The organism is Streptomyces sp. NBC_00727 (assembly GCF_045161745.1).
Taxonomy (GTDB): Bacteria; Actinomycetota; Actinomycetes; order Streptomycetales; family Streptomycetaceae; genus Streptomyces.
Genome location: NZ_CP108981.1, coordinates 2,182,524 through 2,201,533, shown reverse-complemented (window position 1 = coordinate 2,201,533; position 19,010 = coordinate 2,182,524). Strand labels below are relative to the sequence as shown.

Here is a 19,010-nt window from a genome sequence, read left to right as displayed (position 1 = left end):
GGATCCTAACGGCCGGTCAGCGTCGGCCCGGGGGCGGTCACTCCCCCTTCGGGCTGTCCGGCCACACCCCGATGTGGTCCTGCTCCAGCTCCAGCATCACACGGTGCTCCATGCCCAGCGCCTCCGTGTAGTCCGCGGGCAGCTGGAGCCGGCCGGCGCGGTCGAGCATCGCGTACTCGCGTGCCACCTGGGACTCCTGGCCGGTCGCCGCGTCGACCTCCGTGCGGCGCAGCACCTCGAAGGACGTGCGGCCGTCGCGGATCGCGACCGTACGGCGCACCTCGTCGGCGACCGCCTGGTCGTGGGTGACGATCACGATCGTCGTCCCCAGCTCCTCGTTGGCGCGGCGGAACGCGGCGAAGACCTGCTCACCGGTGGCCGAGTCGAGTTCGCCGGTCGGTTCGTCGGCGAGCAGCACCGAGGGGGAGTTGGCGAGCGACACCGCGATGGCCACCCGCTGCTGCTGGCCGCCCGACATCTGCTGCGGGCGCCGGTCGCGGCAGTCCTCGACCTCCAGCATCTTCAGCAACGCCTCGGCGCGCGCGGCCCGTTCGCGGCTGCGGCCGCGGCCGCGCAGCTGCATGGGCAGGGTGATGTTCTGGATCGCCGTGAGATACGGCAGCAGGTTGCGGGCGGTCTGCTGCCAGACGAAGCCGACGACGTCCCGGCGGTAGCGGAGCCGTTCCTTCTGCCCCATGGACAGCAGGTCGCAGCCCGCCACCTTCGCCGCACCGGCCGTCGGCTCGTCCAGCCCCGCCAGGATGTTCATCAGCGTGGACTTGCCGCTGCCGGACGCGCCGACCAGCGCCAGCAACTCGCCCTCCTCCACCAGCAGATCGAGGCCCTGGAGGGCCTGCACCTCCACCCCGTCCGTGGTGAAGACGCGTACCAGGCGGTCGCAGGCGATGAGCGCGTCGTGCCCGTAGGAGGGCCGGTCGCGCCGGGCGGTGGCCCGGTGTTCGAGCTCGGCCAGCGTGGAATCGGTCGACGGCGTCGTCATCGGGAGTCTCCTGCCCTGAGTTCGGTGATCGATCCGCGGCGGCCGGTCCACCAGGCCTGCACGCCGGCCACCGCGGCGGCGAGGACGACCACGCCCAGCGCCGGCAGGACCAGGGACCAGAGGTCGGTCCGCAGCGGTGCGGTGTCCAGCAGACCGGAACCGGGACCGGTCGAGAGCGCGAGGTGCACCAGGTCGATGCCGGGTGCGAGCAGCGCGATGGTGGCCCGGCCGACGAGCAGCCCGCCCACGGCGGCGAGCAGCGCCTGCGGCATGGCCTCGAAGCCCAGCAGCCGCCCGCCCTGCCGGGAGGTGAGACCCATCGTGCGCAGCCGGGCCAGCAGCGTCGTGCGCTCCGGCGCGGTCTGGAGCAGCGAGAGGAGGACGGCGAGCAGGGCGTATCCGGCGCCGGCCGCGATGGCCGCCAGATAGATCTGCTCGGCGCCGTTCTGCATCGGGGTGTCGACGTACCCGGCGCGCGCCTCGGAGCGCAGCTGTACGGAGAAGTGCTCGCCCGCCTTGGCGGCGGCCGCCCGCAGCGCGTCGGCGTCCAGGTGGTCGCCGGTGAGGAGCAGCGTGGTGGTCTGCCGGTGGGTGAGCGCGGAGGCGTCGACGATCATGAAGGAGGAGTCGGAGACGGCGGGGGTACGGGCCACCGTGCCGGCCAGCCGCACCTTGAAGTTCCCGGCCAGCGACTGCAGATCGCGCGGCCGGTCACCGAGCCGCTCGGCGACGGACGGCGAGGCGAGCACGGGCAGCACCCGGTCCTCGGAGGCCGGCTCGCCCTTCGCGGGCCGGGCGCCGGTGGCCTTCAGCCGGTCGGCCGGGAACGTGCCGAGGCCGACGGTACGGGCCAGCCGGGCGTACGCCTCCGGGTCGACGCCGATCAGCGTGGCGCCCCTGGCGTCCTCGACCCCGTTCCGCGCGGGCGGCAGCGCGATCCCGTACTCGACCTGGACCCGCACCACCTCGCGTACGCCGTCCGCCTTCCCGGCCGCGCCGGCCAAGGCGGCGGGCAGCGGTACGGCGCCGCCCCGGCCGCTGATCCGGGCGTCGGCGCCGGTGGCGAGGACGGCCGCGTCGTCCCGGGCGTCCGCGACCCCGGCGAGCACCGAGCCGCCGAAGGCCGCCGTCGTCAGGGCGACCAGCAGGGCGAGCAACGGCAGGGTGCCGGCGGCGGACGAGCGGCCGGCCCGGGCCAGCGCCAGGAAGCCCACCGCGCCGCGCAGCCGGGACACCGAGCGCAGCGCGAGCCGCAGCGGCAGCGGATAGAGCCGGACCAGGACCACGGCCGCGATCAGGGCGACCAGCGCGGGCGCGGCGCTGACCAGCAGGTCGGGGCCGCCCGCGCTGTCCGTACCGCGCCGGCGCAGTGCGACGACCGCGCCGACCGCCAGGACGAGCAGGGTCAGTTCGGCGACCGTGCGCCGCCGGGACGGACGGGCGGTCGCGAGGTCGTCGCGGGCGCCGTGGGCCCGGTGCCCGCGGTGCAGCAGGGCGGTGCGCAGCGGTAGCGCGACGCAGACCAGCGCGACGACCGCGCCCGCGCCCACGGCGGCCGGCCACAGCCGGGCCTCGCCCACCGCGAGGACCGCGAGCAGCAGCCCCAGCGCGCCGGCGGGCACGGCCATGACCGCGGTCTCGGCGAGCAGCCGGCCCCCGACGCCGGTCAGGGACGCGCCCCGGGCCCGCAGCAGCGCCAGCTCGGCGCGCCGGCGGCCCGCGATGAGGCCGCCCGTCATCAGCAGGACGACGGCGGCCACGGCCCCGATGCCGACGGCGGCGACGGTGACGACCGGTTCGATCGCCGTACGCATCTCGTCGTAGCCGGCCAGGATCTCGTCCAGGTCGGTGGCGACGGTGACCGTGTCCCCGGCCTGCTCGCGCATGGAGAGCAGCCCGGGTCCCCCCTCCAGGGAGGCGATCGCCGTCCGCAGCCCGGCCACGTCACGGGCGGTCAGGCCGGAGCCGTCCGGCGCGAGCCGCCAGTAGACCTCGGGCTGCCCGGTGGTGGAGAGCAGGGCCGGGGCGGCGTCGGGCGGCAGCAGCAGCGCGGCCGTCCAGTAGTAGCGCGGGGTCTCCTTGGTGGGGATCGGCACCAGGGCGGGGGTGCGCAGCAGCTCCTCGGCCGACCAGTAGGACGCCTCGGGCTGCTTGGGGGCGACGATGCCGGTGACGCGTACGGTCAGCGTCCCGCCGCCCTGGGTCGGGACGGCGACCGTCGCGCCCGCCTCGATGTGCAGGGCCTTCGCGGTGGCATCGGTGACGGCCGCCTCGACCTCGCGGGTCCGCAGGGTCGCCCTGCCGCGGACCTCCGGCCAGGAGCCCGCGCGCAGGGTGGCGTGGTCGGGGAGCCCGGCCTGGGTGACGTAGGTGAGCGAGGGGTCGAGACCGTACGGGCGGGGCAACCAGGTCTCCGCCGCCGCGATGCCCTTCGAGGTCCGCATCCCGTACGCGGACTGCGCGGCGTCGGCCCGTACCGGCGCGGGCAGCGCGCGCAGGATGCCGCGCTGGACGGAGCCCAGCTTCGCCCCGCGCACCGCCTCCTCGCGGGCGGCCACGGGCAGTTCGAGACCGGGCTGCGGGCCGCGCACCTCCAGGACGCTGCGCCGGGGTTCGACGACGCCGAGGTCGTGGCGCAGCCCCTGGCCCTCGTAGCGGTCGACGGACCGGGGGAAGGCGGCGGCCAGGAACGCGGTGGCCAGCACCAGCAGGGCGAACGCGAGCGACGCGCCGGGCGCGGTCCGCAGCCGGGTGCGCACCCAGGGGGCGCAGGCGGCCGCCGCGCGGGGGGTTCTCGAACGCGTGCTCATGTCAGTGGTCCCCCTGGTGGCGCAGCGATATCGCGGGGTCGGCGCGGCGCAGGGCGAGGGCCGCGACGATGAGCAGCGGCAGCGCGGCGACCCCGGCCAGCAGCAGGGCGACCTGCCCGGCCGGCAGTTGCGTGAGGACCGGGGGCACCGGCTGGGCCGCCTGCCCGGTCAGCACGATCAGCGGCACGACGGCCCGGGTGAGCAGCGCCCCGAGCAGCCCGCCCACGAGCAGCCCGATGGCGATCAGGACGCCCTGCTCGGCGGCGGTCATCCGGGCCAGCTGGCGGCGCGGGGTGCCGAGCGCCCGCAGCACGGCGAACTCGGCGGAGCGTTCCCGCTGCGAGCCGACCGCCGCCACCGCGAAGCCGACCGCCGCCAGGGCCGCGGCGATCACCGCGACCGCGAGCAGCGCGGACTGCGGCCCGGCCCCCAGCGGGTCGCTGACCAGTTCGTCGGCGACCTCGTCGCGTACGAGGACCTGGGCCGGGTCGGTGTCCGGCAGGGCGCGCAGCGCGGCGGCGACCTCGGCGGTGCGGCCGGGGGCGGTGCTCAGCCACCACTCGGTCACCGACAGCCGGGCGTCCGGCCGGCCGGCGAAGACCTGGCCCAGGGACCGGAGGTCCAGCAGCAGCGCCCCGCCGTCCCTGGCCCTGCGGTACTCCGTGGTGGTCTCGGCGGAGCCGCCGGGCCCGGTCGTCGGCAGCCGGTGCACGGTCCGGGCGATCTTCACCCGGACCCGCTCCCCGGCCAGCGTGACGTCCACTGCCTGCCCGGTCCTCGCCCCGGTCGCCTTGAGGTAGGCGTCCGTGGCGACCGCCTGGATCACGGCGGGGGCCTTGGGGCGCTCGGCGGTGATCCGCACGTTGAGGCTCGGTATGGAGGACGCCGCGTCCTCGGAGGTGACCGAGCCGGTGAGGTAGTCGAGGCCGAGCGGGGTGGCGGCCGAGGCGGTCGGGAAGGCGGCGGCGCCGGGCCGGACCTCGCCGAGCGAGTCGGCGGAGACGGCGGCGCGCCACCGGAAGCCGTCGGGCACCGGGACCGGCTGCTCGGCGCCGCTGCCGGTCACCGTGCGCAGACCGGTCACGGCCAGGCGGTGCGATTCGTCCCGGCCGACGGGCTGCTTGTCGTCGAGCTCGAAGCCGGTCACGGCGAGCCCGCCGGCGGCGGCCACCTTGATCTCGAACGGCCGCTTCTTCCCGTCGGCCGGCACGGCACCGGCGGCCACCTGGTACGGGAGGCCGTAGCGGTCCTCCAGCATCACGGTGAGCTGCGGGGCCATGTCCGACGCAGAGGCCGTGCGCGCGGAGAGGGCCAGGTCGAAGCGGAGCCGGGTGCTCTTCGCGGGCAGGACGAGCCCGGGGCGCGCCGCCTTCTTCGGGGCGAGCCCGTCGAACAGCCGGGAGGCGGAGCCGGCGCCGAGGTCGTCGCGCATCAGCATCCGGTCACCGGCGTGCGCGGTGTCCAGGGCGAGGACGTCCGCGGTGCGCTCGCCGGACAGGTCGACCGTCGTACGGAAGGCGGGTGCCGCGTCCCGTACGCCCGGCACCTGCCCGTACGCACCGGCCTTCGCCGGGTCCGCGTTGATGCCGCCGGTCATCCGGACCGAGGCGCCGGACCTGAAGTCGGCCTGGTCGCTCTGCGAGCGGTTCCACGACGCGCTCTGCCCGATCGCCAGCATGCCCATCGCCACCGAGAGGACCAGCAGCAGCACCGGCCCGGCGCCCCGCAGCGGCCGGCGGCTGAACTGCCAGCCGGCCAGCGCGGTGGCGAGCCCCCGCCCGCCCGCCGCCCGGCGTTCCGCGAGCTTCGCGGCCGGCGGCAGCAGGCGCAGCGTGAGTACGGTGCCGGCGAGCAGGGCCAGCGCGGGCGAGGCCACCAGGAGCGGGTCGATCCCGAGCCCGCCCGAGCGGTCGCCGCTGAGCGCGCCGCTCCCCGAGCCCTTCGTCTGCCGGTCCAGCTGCCAGTACGCCACCGCCGCGACCAGCAGCAGCGCGAGGTCGGCGCCCGCCCGCACCGGCCCGGGCAGTGCGGCCGGGCGCGTGGTGCGCCGGCCCCCGGCGCCGGCGGCCAGGGCCGGGGCCACGACGGCGAGCGCGCAGGCCAGCGCGGTGACGGCGGCGATCAGCCAGACCTGGCCGGTGACCCCGGTGTCCAGCCGCAGCCCGATCCGGGAGAGCTCGCTGCGGTCCGCCAGGAGCCGGGTCAGCGGGCCGGCGAGCAGGGGGGCGACGAGGGCCGCGGGCAGCGCGATCAGCAGTGCCTCGGCGGCGGCGAGCCAGGTGATCCGGGCCCGTGAACCGCCGCGCGCCCGCAGCAGTTCGGTCTCGCCCGCGCGTTCGCTGCTGAGCAGCCGGGCCACGAGGAGCAGGGCGTACCCGGCGAGCAGGACCAGTTGCACGGCCACGATCGTCAGGGTCGAGCGGGAGACCAGCAGGGCGCGTTCGATCTGTTCGAGCACGGTGGGCAGCGACGTCCGCGCGGTGCCCCCGTCCTTGAACTCGGGGGCGGCCAGCAGCTTCTTCGGGCCGGCGGTGGCCGCGTCGTGCAGCGCGTCCATGCGGTCCGTGGTGACGGTCCGGAAGTCGGCGGACGCCAGCCAGGACACCTCGCCCGGACTGGTCCGCCCCGAGCCGAGCACGGCGGGGTCGGTGAGCAGGGGTCCGTACGTGGTGAAGACGACCTTGCGGACGCCGCGCCCGCCGAGCTCGTCGAGCTGCCAGTACGGGTCGGCCTGGTCGGCGGCCTTGTAGAGCCCGGTGATCACGATCTCGACCGGCTTGCCGCCCAGCCGGTCGGTGAGCTTCAGCCGGGCGCCGGGCCTCAGCGCCAGCGCATCGGCGGCGGTCGCGGGCAGGGCCACCTCGACGGGGGCGCCGCTCCTCCCCGCGCCGGCGGCGGGCATGCGGCCGGCGGTGAGGCGGACGCGGCTGCGGTCCAGCGAGGCGAAGTGTGCGAGGTCGGGGTCACCGCGCCGGGCGGCCGGGGCCTGGAGGCTGCGCGGCAGCGCGTACGGACCGGACGCCTCCAGCTTGCGTACGGTCACCGGCAGACCGGCGAAGGTCTCCCGGGCGGTCCTGCGCGCCGCGGCGTCGGCCGGCTCCCGTTCGTCCGGCTCCAGTTGCGTGGAGACCACGAGCGAGGCGGGGACGGCGGAGCGGTGGGTGAGCGTGTGGCGCAGCGCGGCGTCGCCGACGGAACCGGAGAACGCGGTCAGCGCGGCCAGCACCGAGGTGGTCAGGAGCACGGCCAGCACGGCCGCCGCGAGGAGGAGCCGGTGCGCCCTCACCCGCAGAAAGACGAACCCCGTCACTTGCCCCCCAGTCGCCACTCACCGCACGCGCGCCCCCCGGCGTTTTCTGGATGCTGTCAGACGGCCAGTGCTCGTGGAAACCGCTTACGGGTACAACTTGACGCATTCGTGACCGGTATCCGGCCACGGGGCACCGGATTCCGCACGGGTATCGGCGGTCCGTGACCGGTGATCAGCCGTCGGTGTTCACCATCGAGGCGGCCGCGTAGGTGAGGTAGTCCCACAACTGGCGCTCGTGCTCGGGCGCGAGGCCCAGCTCGTCCAGCGCCACCCGCATGTGGTGCAGCCACGCGTCGTGCGCGGCACGGTCCACCCGGAACGGCGCGTGCCGCATCCGCAGCCGCGGGTGGCCGCGGCGGTCGCTGTAGGTGCGGGGACCGCCCCAGTACTGCATGAGGAACAGCGCGAACCGCTCCTCGGCCGGCCCGAGGTCCTCCTCCGGGTACATCGGCCGCAGCAGCGGGTCATCGGCGACGCCCTGGTAGAAGCGGTGGACCAGGCGCCTGAAGGTCTCCTCGCCGCCGACCTGCTCGTAGAAGGTCAGCTCCTGCACCGTGTCGCGCGGATTCTCAGTCACCCGTCCATGGTCGCAGACGCGCCGCCCGCCGGGCCGGGTCCGGGGGATCTTCTCCGGCCTCCGGCCCTTTCCGCCTTGTCAGTTCGTTGTGCGAACTACTATGGTTCGTGTAACGAACGAAATCATGTGTTTCATTCAAGGGTTGGGGTCGGCATGGCAAACGGAACAGCGAATCGCACCGTCGTGGTCATCGGCGGCGGATACGGCGGCTCCGCCGTCGCCAAGGCGCTCGACGACGAAACCGATGTGGTCCTCATCGACCCCAAGGACGCATTCGTCCACGCGGCGGGCTCCCTCAGGGCCTTGGTCGAGCCGGACTGGGCACAGAACATCTTCTTCCCGTACGACACCCTGCTGAAGCGCGGCACCGTCCGCCGCGAGCGGGCCGTCGCCGTGGACCCGGGCGGCGTCACCCTGGCCGGCGGTGAGCGCGTCTCCGCCGACTACCTGGTGCTCGCCTCCGGCTCGGACTACCCGTTCCCGGCCAAGCCGGACACCGACCTGTCCGGCGAGGCGCTGGCCCGGATACGCGAGGCGCACCGGGAACTGGCCGGTGCGAAGCGGGTCCTGATCACCGGCGCCGGACCGGTCGGCCTCGAACTGTCCGGCGAGATCAAGGCCGTCTGGCCCGAGAAGCACGTGGTCGTCACCGACCCCGCCGACGAGCTGCTGCCCGGCTTCCTGCCCGAGGTCCGCGAGGAGCTGGAGCGCCAGCTGGCCGCCCTCGGCGTCGAACTCCGGCTCGGCACCGCACTCACCGGGGAACCGCCGGCCGTCCCGGGCCGCCTGGAGCCGTTCACCGTGACCACCGCCGCCGGCGACCCCATCGGGGCCGACATCTGGTTCCGCTGCTACGGCGTGCGCTCCAACGGCGGCTACCTCGCCGACGGCCGGGTCGCCGAGCGCGACGCGCAGGGCCGGGTGCCGGTCGACGAGCGGCTCAACGTCGTGGGCCACGACCGCGTCTACGCTCTCGGCGACCTCACCGACCTGGCCGAGGCCAAGATGGCCGGGTACGCCATGAAGCACGCCGAGGTCGTCGCCGCCAACATCCTGGCCCAGGTGCGCGGGGAGGACCCGGTGGCCGTCTACCTGCCGTCCCCGGTGCGCTCCGCGCTGCTCCCGCTCGGGCCCGGCGGCGGGGTCGGGCAGGTGCCCGCGCCGGGCGGCCCGGTGCTGCTGCCCGCGGAGGAGGTCAGCGCGTACAAGGGCAAGGACCTGTTCACCGGCCGCTTCGCGGAGCTCTTCGGCATCACCCGCTGAGGAGGGGCCCGGCCTCAGCAGCCGGGAGTGGCCGCCGGGGCGTTCTCACAGGACTCGCGGAAGACCATGGGCACCTTGTTCTCCAGCACCAGGCGCCCCAGGAGCGCGGTCAGCAGCTCGCGGTCGGGCTCGTCGAGCCCGTCCGCCAGGGCCTCGACCCGCCGGCAGGTCTCCGCGTGGAACTCCTCGGCGAGCTCGCTCCCGGCCTCGGTCGTCGCCACCCGCACCGCGCGCCCGTCCTGCGGATCGGCCTCCCGGCGCACCAGGCCGCGCTGCACGCAGCGGTCCACCAGGCCGGTGAGGCTGGACTTCGCCAGACCGAGGACGGCGCCCAGCTCGCGCATGCCGTACGGCTTCACCATCAGCACGCAGAGCAGCTGGCCCTGCTGGGCGGTGATTCCGTGTTCGCGGCCGGAATCGGCGTACACGGCATTCACCAGGAATGCGGAGCGCACCAATGCGGTGGCGGTCCCCATCTGCCCTTCGTCGGCCTTTCGCATGTGAACAGAATATGGCAGGCGCGAGCGGTACGGGCCCACCCGGACCGGACATTCGTGGTACGAACTACCGCAATGCCGAAGCGGCCGGTGAAGGGGGGTCCCCTCACCGGCCGCTTCGCCGTACGCGGTGGTCAGTCCCGGCGGACCGTGATCGTCGTCCACGCCCCGACGTGCACCTGGTCGCCGTCCTGGAGCGGGACGGGGACGTAGGGCTGGATCGGCTCCTCGGAACCGTTGACCGTGGTGCCGTTGGTCGAGTTCTGGTCGACCACGGCCCAGCTGCCGTCGGGCTGCTGCACCAGCACGGCGTGCTGGTGGGAGACGCCCGGGTCCTCCGGCGGAACCGACAGGTCGATGTCCGGGGACTCGCCCGTGCTGTGCCGGCGGCGGCCGATCGTGATCTGCGTGCCGGTGAGCGCGAGCTGCTGCTCCGGGGAGTACGCGGGCAGGTTCAGCCCGGTCGCCTCGGGGCCGCTGCGCTGCATCATCGCCAGGAAGTACTCACGGTCGGGCGCGATGAACGCCGTCCAGTTGTTGGACAGCGGCGGCTGACCGGGACCGGGGCCGTGCTGCTGCCCGGGGCCGTGCGAGTCGGGGCCGTGCGGTCCGCCGTACTGAGGGCCGGGGCCCTGCGGGCCGGGTCCGTGCGGGCCGGGTCCGTGCGGGCCGGGTCCGTGCTGGCCGGGGCCCTGCGGGCCGGGCCCCTGCGGGCCCGGACCGTGCTGCCCCGGACCGTGCTGCCCCGGGAAGGGCGACTGCGGGCCCTGGGCCGGCGGCGGCGCGGGCTGCGACGGCGGGGACAGCAGCCAGTCGTCGCCGTCCGAGCGCGGCGGGGCCGGCGGGGGAGCCGTCTGCTGCTGGAAGGCGGGCGGCGCGCCCTGCTGCTGGAACGGCGGGGGCGATCCCTGCGGTCCCTGCTGGTACGGGGGCGGAGGCGGCGGCCCCTGGTGCCCCTGCGGACCGGGCGGGCCCGACTGGAACGGCGGCGGGGCGCCCTGCGGACCGGGCGGGCCCTGGCCGAACGGCGGCGGGGCGCCCTGCGGGCCCTGGCCGAACGGCGGCTGCCCCTGGCCCTGCGGACCACCCTGGCCCGGGCCCGTGGACAGCGGCTCGGCGGACCGGTTCATCTGCGAAGGGCGGGAGCCCTGGTAGTCGAAGGAGTCGCGCGACGGCGGGGGCGGCTGCTGGGCCGGGAAGCCGGGCGGCCGGTTGCCGGCCGGGCCGGGGTCGCCCGGGAGGTTGTGCCGGGGGGCCAGCGGTGTGTACGACGTCGCCGTGTTCGTGAGGAAGTTCCAGCGGCACTCCTCGCAGAACGGCGCCATCGCCTCACGCGGCGTGCGGCACTGCGGGCACAGCTCGGCCTGGGCCGTCGCGTTCGGGTCGTGCGGCTGGGGATATCCGTAACCGCGCGCGGGCGGCGGGGGAGGCGGCGGGGGGACCGCACCCGCAGGCGCGCCCGCCCCGGTCATGCGGTGGCCGCAGACCTCGCACCAGTCCTCGGAACCCGACTGGTGTCCGTTCGGGCAGGTCGGCATGTCGGCGCTTCCCCCTCTCCTTCTCCGGCCCGCAGGCCGTTATTCGTGCTGCTCGCCGCCCGGCGGATCTGCACCGGCGGGCGGCTGATCGTGTGTGGTTGTCCGGTTATTTCTTGACGCGAACCGTCTTCGTCGAGCGCGTTTCGAGAGTCATCTCGTCCGCTTCCGCGACCTTCGCCTTCAGTCGCACAGTACCTGTCGCCGCGTCGACGACGTCTACCACCTTCGAAAGCAGTTTCGCAGTGTCCTCGTTCCCGGACGCCGACGCCAACTGCACCGCACGGCCGAGTTTGGCCGTGGCGCCGTCGAAGTCTCCCGACTTGCGGGCATCCAGACCCTGCTGGATGACTTGTGCCAGTTCGGCCTGACCCGTGTAGTGCGCGACCTGCGGATTGATCGAGGTCGACGCCACCATGTCGTCCGTCCACACCGCCCGTACCAGCCCCTGCGACAGGGTCTGCGGCGCCCCGCCCGACGGGTCGGGAAGGATCAGCGAGACCCGGGCGGCGAGCATCTCCTGCCCGATGCCGGCCTCCGGCACCCGGACGCACACGTGGTAGTCGCGGGACTCGTCGCCCCAGGAACCGGTGGGATAGTCCCCGGCGCGGGGACCCGCCCCGGTGCGGCGGCCGGTCAGGTCGGCGACCGTCGGCGCGACCTGCTTCACGAACTGGATCTCCACGCCGACCGGGGTCCACAGCCGCAGCGCCACGTCCGCGACCTCCTTGCCCATGGCGTTCTCCATCATCTGCGTGAAGTCCGCGGCGAGCCCGGCCGGGTCGGCGACGATGTCGGCCGTGCCGAGGAGCGCCGACGCGATGGCTGTGACTTCTTTCACCTCCCAGTCGGTGCCGACCCCGCGGGCGTCACAGGTGAACCGGCCGGCACAGGCGTCCAGCGCCGCGCGCAGGTCCTCGGGCGACTCGTGCTCGTTGCGCCCGTCGGTGAGCAGGATGCCGTGCCGGATGTCCACGTCGGCCGCGCCGAGCAGGCGGTCCGTCAGCCGCAGCCAGGTCCCGATCGCCGTACCGCCGCCCGCGCTCAGCCGGCGCAGTGCCTCCTTGGCCTGGGCCCGGGTCCGCGCGTCGGCGACGGCGAGCCGGCCGTTGCCCGGGTAGACCTCCTTGGCCACGTGCGTCCCGGCGACCACGGCGAACGAGGTGCCGTCGCGCAGGGTGTCCACGGCGGCCGCCGTCGCGTCGCGGGCGTTGCGCATCTTGGTCGGCGGGTAGTCCATCGAACCCGAGCAGTCCACCATGATCACCACGGCGGCCCCGGCGGCCGCCCCCGGCAGCGGTACGCCCCCGGTGGTGCCGCCCCCGGTCGAGGTGACCGTGATGATGCCGTTGACCTCGCGGCCGCCCTCGGGCAGGAACTCGTTCTGGTACACCTCGACGGAGAACTGCGGCACGTTCGACTTGGAGAAGTTGGCCATCTGATCGGCTCCTTGAGGCTCCACGTCTCGGATGAAGCCAGCGGTACGGACAAAGGCGTAGGAGGGCGGAAAACCGCCCAGGCATCAGGCGGAGCCTGCCCCTTGCGGTGACACGGCGAACGGCAGCAGGGCCACTGTTACGTTGTCGTGGCCGCCGCCGTCGAGCGCGTGGCCGACCAGGACCTGGGCGCCGTGCAGCGGCCGGCGGTACGCGTCCTCGGGCACCGCGGCGGCCATCTCGGCCGCGGACTCCGCGTAGTTCCACAGGCCGTCCGTGCAGACCACCACCAGGCCCGGCCGGTCCGGCTTGAACGAGGCGGTGTGCGGCTCCAGTTCGTACGCGTCCGCGCCGAGCCAGCCCGTGATGGCGTGGGCGCGCTCGTCCGCGTACGCCTCCGCCTCGTTCATCAGGCCCGTCGCCACCATCTGCGCGGCCCACGAGTCGTCCTCGGTGAGCCGGGCGGGCGCGGTGGAGCGGTCCTCGGGCACCCAGTACACGCGGCTGTCGCCGACCCAGCCGACGACCAGCAGCCCGCTCGCCACGACCGCGCCGACCAGGGTGCACGCCGGAGCGTTCTGGTGGCGGTGCTGATCGCGCTCCTGACCGGCCTGCTGGGCCAGCAGGTTGACCGACTCCGACGCCGCCACGATCGCCTCGTGCATCGCCTGCTGCGGATGCGTGCCGCGCGGCAGCGACTCCAGCAGGCACTCGTTGGCCGCGCTCGCCGCCGCAGCGGACGCCTCGTCGGGCCGGCTGGCCGACGACACCCCGTCGCAGACGATCGCGACGACGGCGGCCGAACCGTCCGGCAGGGCGGTCGTCGACACCGCGAACGAGTCCTCGTTGCGGTGGTGGCGCAGGCCCCGGTCGCTGACCGCGGCGACCGCACCGAGCTCCTGCTCCATGTGGTCGCGCTCGCGCGGCTGGGCGTGGCCGCAGTTCTCGCAGTAGCCGTCGCCGTCGACCCGCCCGGCCCGGCAGGCCACGCAGACCTTGCCCCAGGCCGCCGGGGCCGGAGCGGGTTCCTGCGCCGTACGGGGATCGGGCGCCGCCCCCGGTGCGGCCAGCTCGAAGTCACCGGCGGCTTCCGGACCGTCGTGACGGACCCCGGACGGGGGACCCGCGGCCGGTGCGGCGGCGGGCGGCGCGGCGGCGGGCGGCGCGGCGGCCGGTGCCGGGCCCGGGGTGACGATGGCGACCGTCGGGCGGTCGGGGGCCGGCGCGGGCGCGGCCGACAGGTCGTACCCGCAGGCGCCGCAGAACAGGTCGCCCTGCTCCAGCGGCTCCTCGCAGCCGGGGCACCTCGGCAAGGCCGTCTCCTGGTGGTTCTGCGACATGTTCACACCCACGTTCGGGGGCGGAAACGGTTGGCCCGCTCCACCAGTTCGATCCTCTCGGCGCCGGGCTCAGCGAGCCGGGCGAGCATCCGGTACGCACGCTCCAGGCCGAAACGCAGTCCGCGCTCGTCCAGCTCGCTGCCGAGCAGCGTCCCCGGGGCGCGCGCACCGGCCTGCGCGGCCGGCTGCGCACCCGAGGGGCTACCGGAGAGTACCCAGTCGAGGGCCGTGCCCAGCACCTCGGCCGAAAGACGCTCCCGCCGGACCGCGTCGAGCCCGAGCCCCGCGAGCCCCGACACCTGGGCCGACGCGGCCATCAGGTCCGCCATCAGCGGTTCGCCCGGGGCGCGTTCGCGCAGCCGGGCCCGGACGGCCGCGATCCGGGCCGCCGTGTAGTGGATCGACGCCTCCGGCACCGACTCCAGCGTCCGGACGGCCGCACTCCGGTCATCGGCCGCGATCTGCACCCGGGCCAGGCCGAACGCCGCGCTCACGAAGCTCGGGTCGGTCATCCACACCAGCCGGTAGTACTCCGCGGCGTTGTCCAGCTGCCCCAGGACCTCCGCGCAGATGCCGAGGGCCAGCTTGGGCGCGGGCTCCCCGGGGAACGCGTCGTACACCGCGTCGAACGACAGCGCCGCGTCCTCCCTGTCACCGGTCACCAGGGCGGTGAGGCCCCGGTACCAGACGACGCGCCAGTCGTCCCCGTGCTGCCCTTCGAGGGAGGTCAGCGTCTGCGATGCGGCGGCGAGGTCGCCCATCTCCAGGTACGCGCGCAGCTCGCGCAGCCGGGTCTCCAGCGAGGGCGCCGGGACCGCCTGCAGCGCGGCGATCAGCTCGGCGGGCGCCGACGCCATCACCCCGGCCAGGAAACCGGCGTTGGGGTCGCTCGCGTCGACCCGGGGCACGGGCAGCGCCAGCGAGGTCCCCCGCACGTCGAGCCCGGCCAGCCGGGCCGCCCGTCCGCCCGCCGGAGCCTGCGGGGCGGGGGAGGGGAGCGGGCTGCGGGGCGCCGGGATGCTCGCGGCGGGCGCGTACGGCAGGGGCCCCGCGCCGGTGCCCGCGCCGCCGGGCGCACGGACATGGGTGGCCGCGGACGGCACCGGGGCCGCACCCGTGGGCGCCATGGGCGGCGGTCCGGCGGGCAGCGCCCCCGGCACACCCCCGGGCGGGGCCACGGCGGCGGGCGCGGACGGCGCCTGGGCACCCGCCCCGCCCCGCCGGCGCCCGCCGGACCCCTCGGCCCGGGCACCCAGCCGGGACACCTCGCCCGCCTGGTCCGCGAACAGCTCCGTGTCGGTGACCCGCAACTCCGCGCCGAACAGCGTCGACAGCGCCGGACGCGGGCGCCCCGTCTGCAGCGACACCACCTCGCGCAGCACGCCCGTCAGCTGCTCCGCCATCTCGGCCGCCGAGGCGAACCGGCGGGCCGGGTCCGGGTCGGTGGCGCGTACCAGGAGCCGGTAGAACGACTCGTAGGTCCGGAACACCTCGATGTTGTCCGGGTCCGGCAGCGAGTCCACGAAGACGTTCGTGTACCCCTGGAAGTCGAAGGTGAGCACCGCGAGCGTGCGGGCCACCGTGTACAGGTCGGAGGCGACCGACGGGCCGACCTCCGCGACCTCGGGCGCCTGGTAGCCGACGGTGCCGTAGATCGCCGACTCCTCGTCGTCCATCCGGCGGACCGCGCCCATGTCGATGAGCTTCAGCTGGTCCTCGGTCTGGATCGCGTTGTCGACCTTGAAGTCGCAGTACAGCAGGTTGCGGCTGTGCAGATGCCCCAGTGCCTCCAGGGCCTCGATGCCGAAGGCGCACGCCTGCTCGACCGGCAGCGGGTCCCGCTTCCCGGCCGGGGTGCGGCGCTCGTTGGCGATCTCCTTGAGCGCCTTGCCGCCGACGTACTCCATGACGATGTACCCGTCCAGCGAACCGGTCCGCTGGTCCAGGTGCTCGACGAAGTTGTAGATCCGGACGATGTTGGAGTGCTCGATCTCCGCGAGGAACCGCCGCTCCGAGATCGCCGCCGCCATCGCGTCCTGGTCACCCGTGTCCAGCAGGCCCTTGAGCACCACCCACCGGTCCGAGACCGCCTTGTCCACCGCGAGGTAGACCCAGCCGAGCCCGCCGTGCGCCAGGCAGCCCGCGACCTCGTACTGCCCGTGGACGACGTCGCCCGCCTCCAGCTTGGGCACGAAGGAGTACGGGTGGCCGCACTTGGTGCAGAACCCCTCGGTCCGGCCCAGCCGGTCGCCCCGGGACCGGCCCACCGGCGCCCCGCAGTCCGACCGCGAGCAGAACCGCTTCCGCTCGGGCACCTCCGGGTTCTCCATCACGGCCGTACGCGGATCGGGCCGCGGCACCTCCGGCACCTGCACCAGGCCCGCGCCCAGCCGGTTGCGGCCCGAGGCGTTGGCCGACCTGGCGGAGGACCGCACCGACACCGACTGCGAGGCGGCCGTGCCGGACAGCGACCGAGAGAGCCGCCCCGACACCGAACGCCGCGAGGTCGACGAACGCGACGACGCCCGCGAGGAGGCCTGCGAACCGCTGCGCGCCGAGGCGCTGCTGGAACCCCGGCCACCGCCCGCGATCCCGGTCGGCGGCGAGCTCACCATGCCGTTCGGTGACACGACGGGTGCCAGGCCGCAGGTGTCGCAGTACAGCTCACCGCCGCCCATGTCCTCGTAACCGCCCTCGCACGCGGGGCGCTGGCACTGCGTACTCATGTTCGTTTCCCCACTTCGCCCCGCCGGCCGGACGGTCCGTCATCTCTGATCCTGCGCGCGGTCCGTCTCACACATGCCCCCGGCGGTCCTGCGGGCCCCGGCCGCCCAGCAGCTCCAGCACCGCGTCCTGGTAGCGCTGCACGGCCTGCGCCGCCACCCGCAGATCGCACGGGGCGCTCCACAGCATCCGCCGTGCCGCGTCGTACCGCTCGATCAGGACCGGGTCCTCCGCCAGCCCGTTGCGGGCCACCTTCGCCTTGTACGCGTCGAGCCGGCCGCGCAGCTCCGCCCGGACGGCCAGCGGCGCGGTGACCGCCGTCAGCTGCTCCCGGGCCCGCAGCAACTCCTCCTCGGCCTCCCGCTCCAGGGTCTCCAGGAGCGGCGAGAGGCGGTGCCAGCGGGCGTGCCTGCGGTACTCGGACGCGGCGGCCAGCCGCTCCTGGAGCGCGGTCGGCGGGCCGTTGACCACGGGCACCTCCGACGCGGCGATCTTGGCCAGCACCTCGCCGCGCGCCGCCCGCGCCTCGGCCAGCGTGCGGTCGGCCCGCGAGAGCACGTCCCGCAGGTGCACGAGCCGCTGCTCCGCGTCCTGCCGCACGGCGAGCACCGCCTCGACCTCGCGCCGCACCTCGTCCAGCGCCCGGGCCGCCCGGTCGTAGCGGGCCGTGTCCGGGCGCCCGCCGCCCGGCGCCGCGCTGCCCGGCCCCGGCAGCCAGAACGCCAGCGGGTCCGCGATCACCTGCGCCCGCAGCGTGGCCAGTTCCTCGGTGATCGCCTCCAGGTCGTCGCCCGCCGGGTGCTCACCGGGCCGTACGCCCACCGAGTGCGCCAGCGAGTGCGTGCGGCGCAGTTCGGCGGCGAGGAGGTCTATGCGGGCGGGCATCGCCGACCAGACGGTGTCCGACGCGACGACCATGTCCAGGGCGTTCGCGTACAGCCCGTTCATCCGGGAGACCAGCTCCTCCAGCGTGAACCGCTCGGAGAGCCGGGCCGGTCCGGAGACCGACGGGTCGTGGCCCGCGGCGGCGTGCGCCACGGTGACCCCCTGGCCGCGCAGCAGCTCGGTCAGGACCGTCAGGTCCTCCCGGTTGGGGTGGCGGCGCCGGGCCCGCACCCTGCGCGCCTCGTCCAGCACACCCGCGTACGCGTCGAAGTAGCTCCACAGCAGCGTGACGGACCGCTCGGTGACGGCCCATCGCTCACGGGTGACACCGGACAGCTCCGCGCCCTCCAGGAGGCGGCGGCCCGCATGGTCCTGGAGGGCGAGGAGCGAGGTCTCGATCGCCTCGTGCTCCGCGCCGAGCCGGGCCAGCGCACGGTCGGCCTCGTCCCGGTCCATGACCGGACCGGGGGGCCGGGCCGCGTAGCTGGGGAAGGGGCCAGCGACGCCCATCGATCACCTCTCCGCTCTCCCCGCCGGGCCGGAGCCCCGCAGGATCAGTACCACCACCCGCGCTCGGGCCGGACTAGTCCCGGTACTTGGGCGCCGGCGGCGCCTTGATCCCCGGCAGGCCGTCCTCCAGCCATTCGCGGTACGACTTCATCCAGAGGCTGTCCGCGCCTCCGGCCCGGTAGTCGACCAGCACCTTGTTGACCCGGGCCACCAGGTCGTCCGCGCCCTTCTTCGTGGCCACGCCGTAGTACTCGGTGGTGAACGGGTCGCCCTTGAGCTCGACGGCCGGGTCCTGCGCGGCCTGGCCCGCGGCCAGTGCGTTGTCCGTGACGACCGCGTCGACCTCGCCCAGCTGGAGCCGCACCAGGCAGTCCAGCTGGTTGGGGACGGTGAGCCGGTCCTCGTCGGCCGCCGTGCCGTCGTGCTTGTCCTTGAAGACCGAGCCGAACGACTCCTTCTCCAGCGCCTCGTACGCCGTGGAGCCCTCGGCGGTGCAGACCCGCTTGCCGGCCAGCGTGGAGTTGAAGCCGGTGATCGAGTGGTCCTCCTTCGCGGCGAGGACCTGCTGCCCGGCCTGGAAGTAGGCCGTCGAGAACGAGACCTGCTTCAGCCGGGCGCAGTTGATCGTCATCGTCCGTACGACGACGTCGACCTTGTCGTTCTCCAGCGCGGCGATGCGCTGGTTGGTCGGGATGGCCCGGAAGATCACCTTGGCGCCGTCGCCGAGGATGTCCTGCGCGATGGCCCGCACCAGGTCGATGTCGAAGCCTTCGAGGTCCCCGGACTCCGGATTGCGGAAGCCCCACTGGAAGCTGTTCTGGTCGACGCCGGCGATGAGCTTGCCGCGCTCCCTGATCTTCCGGACCGCGTCCCCGTCCACCTCGCCCGGCCGCAGGCTGGCCTCCGGGTCCGTGCAGGAGTCGGCCCGTGCCTGCAGCGCGTGCGCCGACCCCGGGCCCGTCACCTGGGGGCCGAAGACGTCGTCGCCCTGGTGGGACAGCGGCAGCAGGGTCAGCGACGCCGTCACCGCGCAGGCCGCGGCCATCGCCGTCACGCCGCCCCAGCCGCGCAGCCGGCGCAGTCGTCCGCGGCCCGTCCCCGGGTTCTTCGCTGTCATCGCTCC

Annotated in this window: 12 protein-coding genes; 1 reads left to right on the top strand and 11 read right to left on the bottom strand. The window is 74.9% G+C overall.

What is annotated here, in order from left to right; translation table 11 throughout:
* Positions 1 to 37: 37 nt before the first annotated feature.
* The 4 genes from OG242_RS09790 to OG242_RS09775 all read right to left on the bottom strand — a co-directional run bounded on the left by OG242_RS09790 (position 38) and on the right by OG242_RS09775 (position 7,697).
* The gene (locus tag OG242_RS09790; RefSeq protein WP_405897773.1) at positions 38 to 1,000 is read right to left on the bottom strand and encodes an ABC transporter ATP-binding protein; all 963 of its coding nucleotides are present in this window, start codon (positions 998 to 1,000) and stop codon (positions 38 to 40) included.
* Positions 997 to 3,810, bottom strand: coding sequence for an ABC transporter permease (locus OG242_RS09785; protein WP_405897772.1), 2,814 nt, complete (start codon positions 3,808 to 3,810; stop codon positions 997 to 999). Before OG242_RS09785 ends, OG242_RS09790 begins: the two co-directional genes overlap by 4 nt.
* A 1-nt stretch (position 3,811) precedes the next feature.
* Positions 3,812 to 7,120 (bottom strand): FtsX-like permease family protein, encoded by a 3,309-nt coding sequence (locus OG242_RS09780; protein WP_405897771.1) that lies wholly within the window; start codon positions 7,118 to 7,120, stop codon positions 3,812 to 3,814.
* Positions 7,121 to 7,292: 172 nt separating this feature from the next.
* Positions 7,293 to 7,697: a globin gene (locus OG242_RS09775; protein ID WP_132901865.1), complete on the bottom strand. Its 405-nt coding sequence runs from the start codon at positions 7,695 to 7,697 to the stop codon at positions 7,293 to 7,295.
* 153 nt (positions 7,698 to 7,850) lie between these two features.
* On the opposite strand from OG242_RS09775, the gene OG242_RS09770 reads away from it, so the two are divergent.
* On the top strand, positions 7,851 to 8,960 hold the full coding sequence (locus OG242_RS09770) for an NAD(P)/FAD-dependent oxidoreductase (protein WP_405897770.1): 1,110 nt from the start codon (positions 7,851 to 7,853) through the stop codon (positions 8,958 to 8,960).
* 14 nt (positions 8,961 to 8,974) lie between these two features.
* On the opposite strand, the gene OG242_RS09765 is transcribed toward OG242_RS09770, so the two are convergent.
* The 7 genes from OG242_RS09765 to OG242_RS09735 all read right to left on the bottom strand — a co-directional run bounded on the left by OG242_RS09765 (position 8,975) and on the right by OG242_RS09735 (position 19,004).
* On the bottom strand, positions 8,975 to 9,436 hold the full coding sequence (locus tag OG242_RS09765) for a MarR family winged helix-turn-helix transcriptional regulator (protein WP_405901564.1): 462 nt from the start codon (positions 9,434 to 9,436) through the stop codon (positions 8,975 to 8,977).
* Positions 9,437 to 9,591: 155 nt separating this feature from the next.
* Positions 9,592 to 10,995, bottom strand: a complete 1,404-nt coding sequence (locus OG242_RS09760) for an FHA domain-containing protein (protein WP_405897769.1) — start codon at positions 10,993 to 10,995, stop codon at positions 9,592 to 9,594.
* A gap of 106 nt (positions 10,996 to 11,101) precedes the next feature.
* On the bottom strand, positions 11,102 to 12,430 hold the full coding sequence (locus OG242_RS09755; RefSeq protein ID WP_405897768.1) for a vWA domain-containing protein: 1,329 nt from the start codon (positions 12,428 to 12,430) through the stop codon (positions 11,102 to 11,104).
* An 84-nt stretch (positions 12,431 to 12,514) separates the two neighbouring features.
* Positions 12,515 to 13,774, bottom strand: coding sequence for a PP2C family protein-serine/threonine phosphatase (locus tag OG242_RS09750; protein WP_405901563.1), 1,260 nt, complete (start codon positions 13,772 to 13,774; stop codon positions 12,515 to 12,517).
* The gene (locus tag OG242_RS09745; RefSeq protein WP_405897767.1) at positions 13,771 to 16,494 is read right to left on the bottom strand and encodes a tetratricopeptide repeat protein; all 2,724 of its coding nucleotides are present in this window, start codon (positions 16,492 to 16,494) and stop codon (positions 13,771 to 13,773) included. Before OG242_RS09745 ends, OG242_RS09750 begins: the two co-directional genes overlap by 4 nt.
* Positions 16,495 to 16,561: 67 nt before the next feature.
* Positions 16,562 to 17,887: a hypothetical protein gene (locus OG242_RS09740; protein WP_405897766.1), complete on the bottom strand. Its 1,326-nt coding sequence runs from the start codon at positions 17,885 to 17,887 to the stop codon at positions 16,562 to 16,564.
* A 73-nt stretch (positions 17,888 to 17,960) separates the two neighbouring features.
* Entirely contained in the window at positions 17,961 to 19,004 is a 1,044-nt protein-coding gene (locus OG242_RS09735; RefSeq protein ID WP_405897765.1) for a glutamate ABC transporter substrate-binding protein, read from the bottom strand.
* Between the last annotated feature and the right edge of the window lie 6 nt (positions 19,005 to 19,010).

What these genes read in the sequence shown, in the direction of transcription:
- OG242_RS09790 (WP_405897773.1), bottom strand. Translation starts at nt 1,000, where the DNA reads ATGACGACGCCGTCGACCGATTCCACGCTGGCCGAGCTCGAACACCGG.
- OG242_RS09785 (WP_405897772.1), bottom strand. Translation starts at nt 3,810, where the DNA reads ATGAGCACGCGTTCGAGAACCCCCCGCGCGGCGGCCGCCTGCGCCCCC.
- OG242_RS09770 (WP_405897770.1), top strand. Translation starts at nt 7,851, where the DNA reads ATGGCAAACGGAACAGCGAATCGCACCGTCGTGGTCATCGGCGGCGGA.
- OG242_RS09765 (WP_405901564.1), bottom strand. Translation starts at nt 9,436, where the DNA reads ATGGGGACCGCCACCGCATTGGTGCGCTCCGCATTCCTGGTGAATGCC.
- OG242_RS09760 (WP_405897769.1), bottom strand. Translation starts at nt 10,995, where the DNA reads ATGCCGACCTGCCCGAACGGACACCAGTCGGGTTCCGAGGACTGGTGC.
- OG242_RS09755 (WP_405897768.1), bottom strand. Translation starts at nt 12,430, where the DNA reads ATGGCCAACTTCTCCAAGTCGAACGTGCCGCAGTTCTCCGTCGAGGTG.
- OG242_RS09745 (WP_405897767.1), bottom strand. Translation starts at nt 16,494, where the DNA reads ATGAGTACGCAGTGCCAGCGCCCCGCGTGCGAGGGCGGTTACGAGGAC.
- OG242_RS09740 (WP_405897766.1), bottom strand. Translation starts at nt 17,887, where the DNA reads ATGGGCGTCGCTGGCCCCTTCCCCAGCTACGCGGCCCGGCCCCCCGGT.
- OG242_RS09735 (WP_405897765.1), bottom strand. Translation starts at nt 19,004, where the DNA reads ATGACAGCGAAGAACCCGGGGACGGGCCGCGGACGACTGCGCCGGCTG.